8 protein-coding genes and 1 pseudogene are annotated in these 12,951 nt (G+C 69.2%); 5 read left to right on the top strand and 4 right to left on the bottom strand.

Translation table 11 applies throughout. The annotated features are described in order from the left end of the window. Positions 1–43: 43 nt before the first annotated feature. Positions 44–331 carry a hypothetical protein gene (locus tag ABQZ09_RS14700; protein WP_349777245.1) on the bottom strand — a complete coding sequence of 96 codons (288 nt, stop codon included), beginning with the start codon at positions 329–331 and terminating at the stop codon, positions 44–46. On the opposite strand from ABQZ09_RS14700, the gene recC reads away from it, so the two are divergent. From recC to ABQZ09_RS14670, 5 genes and pseudogenes are all read left to right on the top strand, one after another. Beyond that, entirely contained in the window at positions 330–3,737 is a 3,408-nt protein-coding gene (gene recC / locus ABQZ09_RS14695) for an exodeoxyribonuclease V subunit gamma (RefSeq protein WP_349777244.1), read from the top strand. The genes ABQZ09_RS14700 and recC overlap by 2 nt on opposite strands. Continuing rightward, positions 3,734–7,846, top strand: a complete 4,113-nt coding sequence (recB, locus tag ABQZ09_RS14690) for an exodeoxyribonuclease V subunit beta (protein ID WP_349777243.1) — start codon at positions 3,734–3,736, stop codon at positions 7,844–7,846. The genes recC and recB overlap by 4 nt, the downstream gene beginning before the upstream one ends. A gap of 178 nt (positions 7,847–8,024) precedes the next feature. Next, complete coding sequence (gene recD / locus ABQZ09_RS14685; protein ID WP_503019163.1) at positions 8,025–10,478, top strand: exodeoxyribonuclease V subunit alpha; 2,454 nt, start codon at positions 8,025–8,027, stop codon at positions 10,476–10,478. A gap of 175 nt (positions 10,479–10,653) precedes the next feature. Then, a pseudogene (locus tag ABQZ09_RS19920) lies at positions 10,654–10,898 on the top strand (type II toxin-antitoxin system RelE/ParE family toxin). 17 nt (positions 10,899–10,915) lie between these two features. Further along, the gene (locus ABQZ09_RS14670; RefSeq protein WP_064507888.1) at positions 10,916–11,206 is read left to right on the top strand and encodes a HigA family addiction module antitoxin; all 291 of its coding nucleotides are present in this window, start codon (positions 10,916–10,918) and stop codon (positions 11,204–11,206) included. 35 nt (positions 11,207–11,241) lie between these two features. Here the strand turns inward: ABQZ09_RS14670 and ABQZ09_RS14665 are convergent, their stop codons facing one another. From ABQZ09_RS14665 to ABQZ09_RS14655, 3 genes are all read right to left on the bottom strand, one after another. Continuing rightward, complete coding sequence (locus ABQZ09_RS14665; protein ID WP_228315342.1) at positions 11,242–11,547, bottom strand: type II toxin-antitoxin system RelE/ParE family toxin; 306 nt, start codon at positions 11,545–11,547, stop codon at positions 11,242–11,244. Continuing rightward, positions 11,547–11,801: a type II TA system antitoxin, ParD family gene (locus tag ABQZ09_RS14660; protein WP_184553911.1), complete on the bottom strand. Its 255-nt coding sequence runs from the start codon at positions 11,799–11,801 to the stop codon at positions 11,547–11,549. The genes ABQZ09_RS14665 and ABQZ09_RS14660 overlap by 1 nt, the downstream gene beginning before the upstream one ends. A gap of 585 nt (positions 11,802–12,386) precedes the next feature. Beyond that, entirely contained in the window at positions 12,387–12,719 is a 333-nt protein-coding gene (locus tag ABQZ09_RS14655; protein ID WP_228315343.1) for a hypothetical protein, read from the bottom strand. Between the last annotated feature and the right edge of the window lie 232 nt (positions 12,720–12,951).

Here is a 12,951-nt window from a genome sequence, read left to right as displayed (position 1 = left end):
TGTTCGACCTGCGGTCGCGATCGCGCAGGTCGCACGCCGGCTGTCATGCGATCGCGGCGCGGGAATGTGCACCGCTCTGACTCCGGTGCTGGCCGACGCGGCGCTGCCGGGCAGCGTCGATGCGCCGGCCGGCGGGCACATCCATCTGACGTCGCGCGATCCGCACGCGGCGTCGAATGCTGCGCCGCACGGCATTGGCAAGAGGGGCTGCATCGGATTGCAGCGCGCCTGCGCGCTCGACAGCACGGCGCACGTGCATCAGCGCCAGGGCAGATCGCGGCCAGCGCCGACAGCGCATCACGCGCGCATCCGGCACAATGCGCGCACGCATGCACGTCACCTCCGCGCCCGATTTCCGCCTTTATCCATCCAATGCGCTGGATACCCTGGCTGCCCTGCTGGCCCAGGAGCTGCGACGACCGGTACCCGGGCAGCCGCTGCTGCAACCGGAGGTGGTGCTGATCCCGCAGGTGGCGATGCGGCGCTGGCTGCAATCCACGCTGGCGGCCGAGCACGGGGTGGCGGCGAATCTGGAATTCCTGACCCCCGGCGAGTTCGTCGCGCGCGCGCTGGAGTGCAACCTCGGCCCGGCCGACGACGATCTGGACATGGCCACCACGCAGTGGCGGCTGTACGCGGCCCTGCAATCGGACCTGGGCAGCGATGCGGCGTTGGCGTCACTGGCCGGCTATCTGTCCGACGGCGATGCGCTCAAGCCCTGGGCGCTGGCTGGCGAATTGGGCAATGTGTTCGAGAAGTACCAGGCCTGGCGCCGCGACTGGTTGCTGCGTTGGGAAGGTGGCGCCGACCCCGACGATCCGCAGGCGCGGCTGTGGCGCAGCATCGCTTCCGGCCGGCAATACCGCGCGCGTCGCATCGGCCAGTATCTGGACCGGTACGCGCGCGCCGACGGGCCTTTGCCACAGGGCTTGCCGGGCCGGCTGTTCGCCTTCGCCATCCTCAATATCTCGCCCGACGTGCTGCGCGTGCTGGCCACGCAGGCGCGCGTGGGCACGCTGCATTTCTATCTGCCCACGCCCACGCAAGGCTATTGGGGCGATTTGCAGACCCTGTGGCAACGCCGGCGCGAAGACGGCGCAGTGCAGCTGTTCGCCGAACAGGTGCAGGAAAACCCGCTGCTGCAGGCCTGGGGTGCGGCCGGGCGCGACTTCATGGCGCTGGTGGGCGATTACGAGGTGGTGCATCCGCTGGCCGAAATCGCCGCCTATGCCGACCCGCTGGAGTCCGGCCGTCGCGCGCTGGCCGATGGCGGCCTGGGCGACAGCCTGTTGCGGCGCATGCAGAGCGATTTGTTCCATCGCCGCGCGCCACGCGTACCGGCCGCGTTGCCGACGGTGAATCTGCACGACCCCAGCCTGCAGGTGCACGCCTGCCACACGCGGCTGCGTGAGTTGCAGGTGCTGCACGACCAGCTGCGCGCCTTGCTCGACGACCCGCGCTTCGACCCGCCCTTGCAGCCGCGCGAGATCGCGGTGCTGTCGCCGGATATCGACCCGTACGTGCCGTATCTGGATGCGGTGTTCGGCAGCCACGGCAACGACGACGCGTTGCCGTATGCCTTGGCCGATGCCAGCCCGCTGGCCAGCGAGCCGCTGGCCGAGGTTTTTCTGAGCTTGCTCGGCTTGCCGATCGCACGCTTCGGCCTGCACGAAATTCTCGACCTGCTGGCCAGCGCACCAATTGCCGAAGCCGCCGGCCTGGACGAAGCCGGGCTGGAACGCCTGCGCGGCTGGCTGCACGCGGCCGGCGCGCGCTGGGGCCTGGATGCGGCGCATCGGCGTCAACTGCAGGCCCCGAGCGACGATGCCTACACCTGGCGCTTTGCGCTGGACCGGCTGCTGCTGGGGCATGCCAGCGGTGCCGACGACGACATCGATGGCGTGGCGCCGTGGCCGCAGCTGGAAGGCAGCGCGTTGGCCGCGCTCGATACCTTATTGCGGCTGTTGCGCGTGCTCGAACGGCATCAAGCGGTGCTGGCCGAAGCGATGACGCCGGTGGAGTGGCGCGAGCGTCTGCTTGGCCTGCTGGAGGCGTTGATGCCAAAAGCGCCCACCGCACCGCGTGCACAGCGCGCGCTGGACCGCCTGCGCAGCTTGATCGACCAGTTCGCCCGCGATGCGGTGCGCGCCGACTACGCAGGCAAGGTGCCAGCCGAGGTGGTGCGCGCGCATTTCGCTGCGGTGCTGGGCGAGTCGGACACGCGCGCGCCGCTGCTCACCGGCGGCATCAGTTTCGGCCGCATGGTGCCGATGCGCCTGCTGCCGTTCCGGGTGATCTGCCTGCTCGGCATGAACGACGGCGACTTCCCGCGCCGCGACCCGGCCGCCGGGCTCAATCGTCTTACCGCCGAGTTGGGCACCGAACGTCGCCGCCACGGTGATCGTTCAACGCGCGAGGACGACCGGTTCTTGTTTTTGCAGTTGTTCGCCTCTGCGCAGGAGGTGTTCTACCTGAGCTATCTCGGCGCCGACGCGCGCGATGGCAGCGTGCGCGAGCCGTCGGTGCTGGTGAGCGAGTTGCTGGGCAGCGCGGCGCAGTACCACGCCGACCCAGCGGCGCTCGACACGCTGGTGGTGCATCACCCGTTGCAGCCGTTCGCCGCCGCGGCGTTCGGCGCGGTGGGCGACGACGCGCACGCCGACCCACGCCGTTTCAGTTATCGCCGGCAATGGCGCCCGGCCGTAGACAGCCTGACCGGGCAACGCCAGGCGCTGGCGCCGTGGGTCGCCGCTGCATTGCCTGCCGACGACAGTGCAGTGCCGAGCAACGTGTCCATCGACGACCTGCGCCGCCTGTTCGGCGACCCGGCCGGGCAGTTCCTGCGCCACCGCCTGGGCATGCGGCTGCCTGATCCGGCCAGCGAAGACAGCGACCTCGAACCACTGCTTGCCTCCACCCGCGGGCTGGACCACTACGGCCTGCAGCAGCAGGTGTTCGACGCGGCGCTGGCCGGCGACACCGAGCGGCTGTACGAGCGTCTGCGCGCGCGCGCACTGCTGCCATCCGGTCCGCTGGGGCGCCGCCAGCTCGATGAGCGGGTGGCCCAGCTGCGCCCGTATGCGCAGGCATTCCGGCAATGGCGTGGCGAAGCGCCCGCACAGTCGCGCCGGCTGCAGGTGCAGATCGGCGAGACGGAAGTGCATGGCCGCGTGCCTGGTTGGTACGCCGATGGCGTGGGGCGGGTGCAGGTGGGCGCGCTCAGCGGCCGCAGCGCGATCCGCCACGGCCTGGAATGGCTGCTGCTGCGCGCCGCCGGCGAGCAGGCGCCGTATGTGCGCTTCTTCGAACACGACGATGGCCTGGGCCCGCATCCCATCGACCCCGAGCCGCTATCGCAGACGCAGGCGCACAACGCCCTGGCCGAATTGCTGCAGCTGTATCGCCACGGCCTGCAGGCGCCGTTGCCGTTCGCCCCGTACAGCAGCTGGAAATACCACCAGGCCGCGCGCAGCGACGACCTGGACAAGGCCATCAAGGACGCCGCCGGGCAGTGGCAGGCCAGCTTCGGCTGGAGCGAGTCGCACAGCCCGGAACTGCGCCTGGTCAACCGCGGCCGCGACCCGTTTGCCGATGCGCAGCGCTTTACCGAGTTCGCCACCACCAGCCACCGCGTCTATGACCTGCTCGAACGCGGCAGCACCGAGACGACGCTCGACCCGGAGCGGCTGATCGACAGCTGGCGCCACTGGCACGGCGCACAGGATGACGCCGAATGAGCAGCACTCCCGTCATCGACCCGTACCTGCACCTACCGCTGCACGGCGTACGCCTGATCGAAGCCAGCGCCGGCACCGGCAAGACCTTCACCCTGGCCACGCTGTTCACCCGGCTGGTGGTCGAGCGCGGCCTGCGCATCGGCCAGATCCTCGCAGTGACCTTCACCGAAGCCGCCACCCAGGAATTACGCCGCCGCATCCGCGAACGCCTGGTGCTGGCCGCAACGCTGGTGCCCGATGCCTCATCCACCAGCGTAGGAGCGCACCCGGGCGCGACCGATCTCGCCAACGGCCCGTCGCGGCCAGGTCCGCTCCTACAGGACGCGCCCGACGCCCTGCTCACCCGCGCCATTCTCGAAGCGCACCTGGCCACCGGCACCGAAACCCCTGCCGCCTTGCACCGCCGCCTGCAACAGGCCGTCGAAGAAATCGACCTGGCCGCCGTGTTCACCATCCACGGCTTCTGCGCGCGCGTGCTGCGCGAACATGCGCTGGAAAGCGGCCAGGCCTTCGCCGCACCGCAACTGCTCGCCAACGACCGCGAATTGCTGGGCGAAGTCGCTGCCGACCTGTGGCGGCAACGCGCCGCCGATGCGGTGATGGCCGAAGACCTGATCGCCTTGTGGTCGGGCGGCCCGCCCGCCTTGGCCACCGATCTGCGCGCCTTGGTGCGCCACCCGGCCATCCTGCCCGCACGCTCCGATGACGCCACCGACGCCGCCGCGGGATTGCTGCAGGCCGTGCACGACGCCAGCCATGCATTGGCGGCCGCGTTCCAGGCGCACGGCACGGCGTTTTTCGAAACGCTCATGGCCGCCATCGATGGCGGCATCCTGAGCAAGGTCAGCTACAAACCCGAGTGGTTGGCCTCGCTGTGGCACTGGTTCCAGAGCTTCGCCGCGGCGCCCTCGCACGACAGCGCGCCGCATCCCAAACTGTCCAAGCTCACCGCTACGGAACTGGCGGCCGGCACCAACAAGAAGTTCGTCGACCGCACGCCGGCCTCGCCGATGAGCCACCAGATCGATGGCTATCTCACCGCGCTGGCAAACGTCGAACAATGGCGCACCCGCCGCCGCATCCGCCTGCTGCACGCGCTGCGCGACGATGCCATCGCACGGCTGGCACTGCTCAAGCGCCAGCGCCGCGTGCAGACCTACGACGACCTGGTCGATGGCATGGCGCATGCGCTGCAAGGCCCGCAGGCCGATGCCTTGGTGCAGCGCCTGCGCGCGCAATACGCCATCGCGCTGGTGGACGAATTCCAGGACACCGACGACCGCCAGTGGGCGATCTTCTCCACTGTGTTTGGCCAGGGCCCGCTTGCCCGCGCCGCCGGCCTGGAGCCGGCCCTGTTCCTGATCGGCGACCCCAAGCAGGCCATCTACGGCTTCCGCGGCGGCGATGTGCGCACCTATCTGGCCGCGGCAGTCACTGCCGAACTGGCGCCACCGCTGAGCCACAATTTCCGCTCGCGCCCCGGCGTGCTGGCCGCCATCGATGCGCTGTACGCGCAGGCCGGCTACACCGACGCCTTCCTCACCGACGGCATCGCCTTCCACCCGGTGCAGGCCGGCACCAAACGGCTGGACACGGACCTGCAATGCAACGGCGTCACCGCGCCGGCACTCACGCTGTGGCGTGCGCCCGAGCCACCGCCGGTAATGAAGGGCAAGCCCAAACCCTGGAGCGCCGGCCGCGCCCGCGAGCTGGCCACCGCCGCCTGCGTCGCGGCGATCCGCAGCTGGCTGGCCGGTGGCCGCGACGGCAGTGCCACCATCAACGGCCGCCCCGTGCAGGCCGGCGACATCGCCGTGCTGGTGCGCAGCCACGGCGAGGCCACCCGTATCCAGCAGGCGTTGGGTGCAGTGGGCATCCCCGCCGTGGCCGCCGGCAAGCAAAGCCTGTTCGCCACCCACGAAGCGCTGGAATTGCTCGCCCTGCTGCAGGCCTTGCTCGACCCCGGCGACGACAGCCGCCTGCGCGCCGCCCTGGCCACCGTGTTGATCGGCGAAGACGCCGCCGCCATCGCTGCGCTCGCACACGACGGCGAGCGTCACCGCCGCTGGCAGCAGCACGCACTGGACTGGCGCGAGCGTTGGCAACGCGGCGGCCCGCTGGCCTTGATCGGCGAACTGGGCGCCGCGCATGGGCAACGCCTGCTCGCCCTGGTCGATGGCGAACGCCGCCTCACCAACTATCTGCAACTGGCCGAACTGCTGCAGGAAGCCGACGCCCGCGCGCTCGGCCCGCATGGCCTGGTGGACTGGCTGTCGCGCCGCATCGCCAACGCCGACGACAACGACGAAGCCCAGCAGCTGCGGCTGGAGTCGGACGCGCGCCGCGTGCAGATCGTCACCCTGCACAAGAGCAAGGGCCTGGAATATCCGCTGGTGTTCCTGCCGTACATCGGCATCGGTCGCAGCGACAAGGGGGCCGGCCGCCACTGCGTGGTGCATGCGCCGGACCTCGGTCGCCAGCTGCATTGGAAGACAGATAAAGACGACCCGACTTGGAGCGCCGCCGAAACCGCCTGGAAACAGGAACAACGTGCCGAAGACGCACGCCTGCTCTACGTCGGCCTGACCCGCGCCGAGCACGCGCTGTGGATCGCCAGCGGCCCGTTCCATCAGCATGAACGCACTGCGTTGGCCGGCATGCTGCGCACGCTCGATGCCTTGCAGGGCGCGGCAGGCGAGGGCGCGGTGGTGGTCGACACCAGCACGCCGCCCACCAACCTGCCACGCCTGCCGCCACCGGTCGAGGCGCAGGTGCCGCCTGCGCGCATCCCGCAGCGGCATATCGCCCCGGAGTGGTGGGTCTACAGCTTCACCCAGCTGGCCAACGCCGATGCCGGCGCCGCCACCGACCCGATGGCCAGCGCCACTGTGGTGGGCAGCGGCGGCAGCGACGAGCCGTCCGGCAGCGAAGCGATCGCGGTGACCACCGAGGCCGAACCCTTCGATCCACGGTTCGCCGGCAACCGTTTCGGCGTGGTGATGCACGACGTGTTCGAGCGCTGCGACTTTGCCGCCTGGCGGGCGTGGCGGCCAGGCCAACCCGCGCCCGACGGCCAGGCGGCGCCCATCGTCGAGGCCCTGCAACGCGGCGGCTATGCCCAGGACGAACTCGACGACGGCCTGAGCATGCTCACCGCGCTGATCGGCCACACCCTCACCGTTGCGCTGCCCGAAGGCACCCGCCTGGCCGACGTGCCTGCGCCGCAGCGTCGCAACGAGATGGAATTCCACTTCGCCATGCGGCCCACCCGCGTGGATGCGCTGCTGGCCTTGCTGCACCGGTTTGGCGTGGTCGGCGACCGCCAGGCCTTCGGCATGCGCCAGCGCCTGGAAGGCCTGATGACCGGCCTGATCGACCTCACCTACACCGTGGACGGCCGCTGGTACGTGCTGGACTACAAATCCAACCGCCTGCCCAGCTACGACGCCGACGCCCTGGCCCGCGCCATGGCGCACAGCGAGTACGAGCTACAGGCACTGATCTACACCGTGGCGCTGCACCGCTGGCTGCGCTTCCGCCTGGGCGATGCCGCCGATGGCGGTGGCTATGACTACGCCCGCGACTTCGGCGGCGTGCGCTATCTGTTCTGCCGCGGCCTGGACGCCGGGCGCAACCCCGGGGGCGATGGCGTGCCTGCCTCCAACGCCGGCCGCGTGCGCGAGTCCCTGCCTGACGAGCTGGCACCCGACCCCGACCGTCACGCGACACCCGATACACCCGGAACACCCGGAACAACCGGAACAACCGGAACACCCGGAACAACCCAGGAGTCCGCCAGGCCCGGCACCGCCCAGGACCCTGCCAGATCCGGCACCGACCAGGACGTCGCCGTATCCGGCCTTGCCCTGCGCTCCGGCGCTGCAACCGCTGACAGCGCACCCGCCAGCGATCCCGCCCCCGGCATCCACGCCTGGCGCTTCGCCCCCGCCCTGGTGGAAGCCCTGGACGCGTTGTTCGCCGGCAACGCCCCGGAGCCAATGTCCAGCAGCGCACCAACGCAACTGGTCCCCGATGGCTCAAAGCCCCTCTCCCCCCGGGAGAGGGGTTGGGGTGAGGGTACGTCCGCCACAGAAGCGCCCGACCCATGACCCAACAAACCCCACTGGCAATCACCGCCGTGCGCAAACCGCTCTCCCATCGGCGAAAGCAGACACCGCGTGCCCCGCATGCCGCGCCCGCCTGGCCATGCCAGTGCCACGCCGCGCAGGTCCAGGCACGGCAAGCGCACCCGGATCAAGGCCTGTCCGCCAAGGCAGCCACCACCCCATGAACCAGCCAACCCTGTTCAGCGCGCTGATCAAAGCCGAAGTCCTACGCACCCTAGACCTGGCCTTCGCCCAAAGCCTGCAACGCCTGGCCCCGGACACCGATCCGCAGGTCCTGGCCGGCGCCGCGCTCGCCTCGCTGGCGGTCACCAGCGGCCACGCCGGGCTGGACCCGGCCCGCGCCGCCATGCTGCTGGACCAGCGCGACGGCCCACTGCCGCCCCTTCCGGACCCCGCCGACTGGCAACGCAGCCTGGCCGCCTCGCGCTGGGTCGACCAACCGGCCCCGGAAGACCCCGCCGCCGCCGACTGCCCGCTGGTCCTCGAACACGGCCTGCTCTACCTGCGCCGCTACCGCGAGTACGAACGGCGCCTGGCGTTGGGCCTGCAACGCATCGCCGCCCAACCCATGCCGGCCTTCGACCCCGCCTCCCTGGCCCCACTGTTCGCCCAACTATTCCCCCAGGCCTCCCCTCTCCCCCCGGGAGAGGGGGCCCGAAGGGCGGGTGAGGGTACGGGCCTGCCCGCGCCATCCTCCACGGGCAAGGCTCAATCCGAGCCATCCTTCACGGGCAAGGCCTTACCCGCGCCATCCCTCACAGACAAGGCGCCACCCGAGCCATCCCCCACGAACAAGGCCTCACCTGCGCCGTCCCTCAACGGCACAGGCCAGCCCCAGCCATCCCACTCCCCGAACCGCCAGGCCCAGGCCGCCGCCCTGGCCCTGCGCCGCACCCTGCTGCTGGTCACCGGCGGCCCCGGCACCGGCAAGACCACCACCATCGCCCGGCTGTTGCTGTTGCGCATCGCCCAGGCCCACACCGCCGGCCACGCGCCGCCACGTATCGCCCTGGCCGCGCCCACCGGCCGCGCCGCCGAGCGCATGGCCGAAAGCCTGCGCCTGGCCGTCGCCCGCGCCATCGCCGACGGCATCCACCTCGCACCCACTCCCGGTGCAGCCCCGCCCGGGCAAGCGCAGCAGCTACCGAACCCTGCCGCTTCCCCTCTCGTTCAAGCGACAGAGCCAGCCAACTCCGCTGTTGCCCCTCGCCGCCAAGCAACAGAGCCAGCCAACCTTTCCCCTCTCCCGCCTGCGGGAGAGGGTGCCCGAAGGGCGGGTGAGGGCCAAGCGACCCCTTGGAACTCCCTCCTCCCCACCGGCGCCAGCACCCTGCACCGCCTGCTCGGCGTCATCCCGGATTCGCCGCACTTCCGCCATAACGCCGACAACCCGCTGCCATTCGACCTGATCGTGGTCGACGAAGCCTCCATGGTCGACCTCCCACTGATGTGCAAGCTGGTCGAAGCCGTCGCCGATGGCACCCAGCTGATCCTGCTCGGCGACGCCGACCAGCTGCCCTCGGTGGAAGCCGGCGACGTGCTCGCCGCCATCCTGCAGGCCGCCGGCCCCGGCGATGCCCTGCAGCCGGATGACGCCCAGGCACTGCAACCGCTGCTCGGCAGCGCGCCCACTGGCGGCCCGTCCGTCGGCACCGCGGCCAGTACCCGCACCGGCGGCCTGGCCGGCCACCGCGTGCACCTGTTGCGCGGCTACCGCCAGGCCGATGACTTCGCTCTAGCCCCCCTGGCCGACGCCATCCGCGCCGGCGACGCCGACACCGCCCTGGCCCTGCTGCGCAGTGGCGAGCTGGCCGGCGTGCACTTCCACGAAGACGGCGAAGACCCGCTCAGCGACGGCCGCGACGCACTGCTCGCCCACTGGCGCGCGCTGGCCGACGCCCAAGACCCCGCCGCCGCATTGCGCGACGCAGCGCGCCTGCGCCTGCTCACCGCCGTGCGCGCCGGCCCGCAAGGCGCGCGCGGCCTCAACGCCCGCATCGAACAACTGCTGGCCGACACCGGCTCCGGCGCCCGCCGCCTCGGCGCCGCCTCGCCCTGGTTCCAGGGCCGCCTGCTGCTGATCACCGAAAACAGCTACCGCCACGGCCTGTTCAACGGCGACGTCGGCATCTGCCTGCGCAGCGACGCGAGTCCCTCTTCCGGGCGCAGCGACGAAGGCGCGTCGTCAGGACCAGGCCAGTCCGGCGCCCCCGCCACAGACAACCGTGCCCAAGGCCCGTTGGTCGCCTGGTTCGAAGGCGACGGCAACGGCCAAGTGCGCGGCTTCCACCCCGCCGCATTGCCCGCGCACGAAAGCGCCTTCGCCATGACCGTGCACAAGGCCCAGGGCAGCGAATTCGACGACGTCTGGCTGCAACTGCCCACCCGCGACGCCCGAGTGCTCAGCCGCGAACTGCTCTACACCGGCATCACCCGCGCCCGCCGCGCCCTGCACCTGGCCGGCAGCGAAGCGGTCATCCGCGCCGCACTCGCAAGGCACGCCGCGCGAATCTCTGGGCTGGCGTGGCGGTTGGGTGCGCAGCAGCAGCCGGCACCCGCCAAGCCAGCAACAGAACCACCCACTGTCATGCCCGTGCAGGGGTCGTTGTTCTGATTAGGGTATCGAACGAAAGTTGAGTTGCAGCAAGAACAAGTCATCCGAAATTTTCGGATGACTGCTGCCGACGGAAGCTGACTGACCACCCAGCCATGACGGCTTGCGTTATATAACGGATCGCGTTACGGTCGATGCCTGATCAGGCAGCTTTGCCGACAAGGAAGCCGAGAAGATCTGGTTGGCTGAGCGCTCCCGCCGGTTGCCGGCCGACATCCAGTCGGTCGCGCGCCGCAAGTTGCGCATGCTCAACGCTGCCGCGCACCTCGACGATCTGCGCATTCCACCCGCCAACCGCTGGAAGCGTTGAAGGGCGAGCGGCGCGGGCAGTACAGCATCCGGATCAACGATCAGTGGCGCATCTGCTTCCGATGGATGGAGGGCGATGTCGCCGAGGTCGAAATTGTCGATTACCACTGAGCACGAGGCATCTGTCCATGACAGTCCTACCCAACATCCACCCCGGGGAAATCCTGCTTGAGGAGTTCCTCGAGCCGATGGGCATCAGCCAGAACGCACTGGCGCGGGCCACCGGCGTGCCGCCGCGCCGCATCAACGAGATCGTCCTGGGCAAGCGCGGCATCACCGCCGACACCGCGGTGCGCCTGGCTGCAGCGTTGGGAACCACCGAGCGCTTCTGGCTGGGCCTGCAAGCCGATTACGAGCTGGAACAAGCACACCGCGCGCTGGGCGATCTGCCGTCGCGGATCAAGCGGCTGGCGGCTTGAGTGGAGAGCCACCCCATCGCTACGTGGATCGTGAGCTATAACCTGCCGGCCAAACGCATTATCAGATCCATGCGCTCATGCAGGATCGCCACGATCAGCGATGGAGCGTGCTCACGCGGCAGGCAGAAGACGTAATGGTGCATGCAATGTGACATCCGCAACGCAGGGTATAGCGTGCTCAGATCCTTGAAAGTGCCTTCCCCTGCTGCGAGACGGGCAATGCCCCGTTCAAGGTCTGCGATGTATCGGCGAACCTGCGCCTGGCCCCAGCGTGTCGAGGTGTAGCGGATGATCCCGCGCAGATCGGCTTCGGCCGCGTCGGTGAGGACGTAGCCGTGCATCAACCGCGACGGCGCTCGGCCAATTCTTCATCCAGGATCGTGCTGATGCTCTTGCTAGATACCTTGCCGGCAAGGCCTTGCTCGACACGTCCCCCAAGCAGGGCTTTCAACTCCTGCCACGCCTGATCGGCGTTCACGTCGCCGGGGAACAGGCGTTCAAGCGCGTATTGCTTGATGGTCTTGCCCTGCAAAGCCGCCAGCGCCTTCAGGCTCTGATGCTGCTGATCGCTCAGATCAATGGTCAAACGGCTCATGACGCGCTCCGAAATCCACACAAACCCACATTAGCACAGCTGGTTTGGCCGGCTCGTTGTTCGGTTTACAGCAGCGTTGGGGATGCTACCGCAGGTCATGCCAGCGGTGAGTGGGAGAATCCGACAGGCCGAGTTCGCAAGCCAACGCTCAGCGCCACGCCCTAAAACCGCGAGGTCAGGCCTGCGCCTGACCTCGTCTGCCGTCTGGCAGGTCGGGCTGCTTACTTGCCCTTCTTTTCCTGCTTGGCCGCGCGCTTTTCTTTCAGCGTCTTGGTCGGCTCTTTCTTCTGGTTCTTTTTCTGGTCCATCCCCTTGCTCATGACACCCTCGTAGTTGCTGGATTGATCGGTCGGGCAGCGCCATGACCCTGGCGTGCCAGCGCACTGTAAGGCTTGTACGCGCTGGATGGCAGCAGATTCAGGCCGGCGGCGGACGGAGCGGCAGGGCGGTCCCTCGCAAGGCAGGGCAGGGGCCTGCAGCCCGTCGAAGCGGCTGGAAACACCACGCTGCCAACGACCAAAAGGCCCGCGTGCGACCATCAAGTTCGCACGCGGGCGTTAGTGGCATCCGGTGACAGCAGCAGCGTTACTTGGCCGTCACGCGCTGGTACTGTTCGCCGCCGGTGTTGAGGTGGCCGTTGGTCTCATCGATGACGAAGTTCGCCGTCTCCCCGTCATTGGTGACCTGCAGCGCCCCGTCCTTGTACACCGCTGGGTAACTCTCGGTCTTGGGCTTGCGGCTAAAGAACTTCGGCGTGGTGCTGCGGACCATGAAGGTCTCGCCATTACGCTCGATGTCCATCGTCTCTTCCTGCGTCTGCACATTGATCCAGTGGCCAACGAACTGCTCGCCCTCCACCTTGGCGCAACCGCTCACCAACAATGCCGCGGCCAGCGCGGTGCCCATCCACTTCATCATCGTGCGTTCTCCCGTTGAGGCTGCGGCCGAGGATGGCGGGTGGGGGATATAGCAGGAGTCAAGGCGTACTTGCCCGGCATTCGAAGTTGAACGTCGTCGACAATGTTGGGAGACTCAACCACCCCATTTCCTGACGGCCACCGTCTCCTGCCACGTCCTGCGTCGCATCCATAGCACGACGCGCAGGTTGTGCACGATGGCGAAGTTGTCGGCAACCGCCACGCTCCCACAG

This window comes from Xanthomonas sp. WHRI 6106, assembly GCF_040202405.1.
GTDB lineage: Bacteria > Pseudomonadota > Gammaproteobacteria > Xanthomonadales > Xanthomonadaceae > Xanthomonas > Xanthomonas cannabis.
This window is presented reverse-complemented; position numbering and strand designations above follow the sequence as displayed.

Bases quoted from the DNA above. Each gene is read 5' to 3' on its own strand.
- recD (WP_503019163.1), top strand. From the start codon at position 8,025: ATGAACCAGCCAACCCTGTTCAGCGCGCTGATCAAAGCCGAAGTCCTA.
- ABQZ09_RS14670 (WP_064507888.1), top strand. From the start codon at position 10,916: ATGACAGTCCTACCCAACATCCACCCCGGGGAAATCCTGCTTGAGGAG.
- recB (WP_349777243.1), top strand. From the start codon at position 3,734: ATGAGCAGCACTCCCGTCATCGACCCGTACCTGCACCTACCGCTGCAC.
- ABQZ09_RS14655 (WP_228315343.1), bottom strand. From the start codon at position 12,719: ATGATGAAGTGGATGGGCACCGCGCTGGCCGCGGCATTGTTGGTGAGC.
- ABQZ09_RS14660 (WP_184553911.1), bottom strand. From the start codon at position 11,801: ATGAGCCGTTTGACCATTGATCTGAGCGATCAGCAGCATCAGAGCCTG.
- ABQZ09_RS14700 (WP_349777245.1), bottom strand. From the start codon at position 331: ATGCGTGCGCGCATTGTGCCGGATGCGCGCGTGATGCGCTGTCGGCGC.
- recC (WP_349777244.1), top strand. From the start codon at position 330: ATGCACGTCACCTCCGCGCCCGATTTCCGCCTTTATCCATCCAATGCG.
- ABQZ09_RS14665 (WP_228315342.1), bottom strand. From the start codon at position 11,547: ATGCACGGCTACGTCCTCACCGACGCGGCCGAAGCCGATCTGCGCGGG.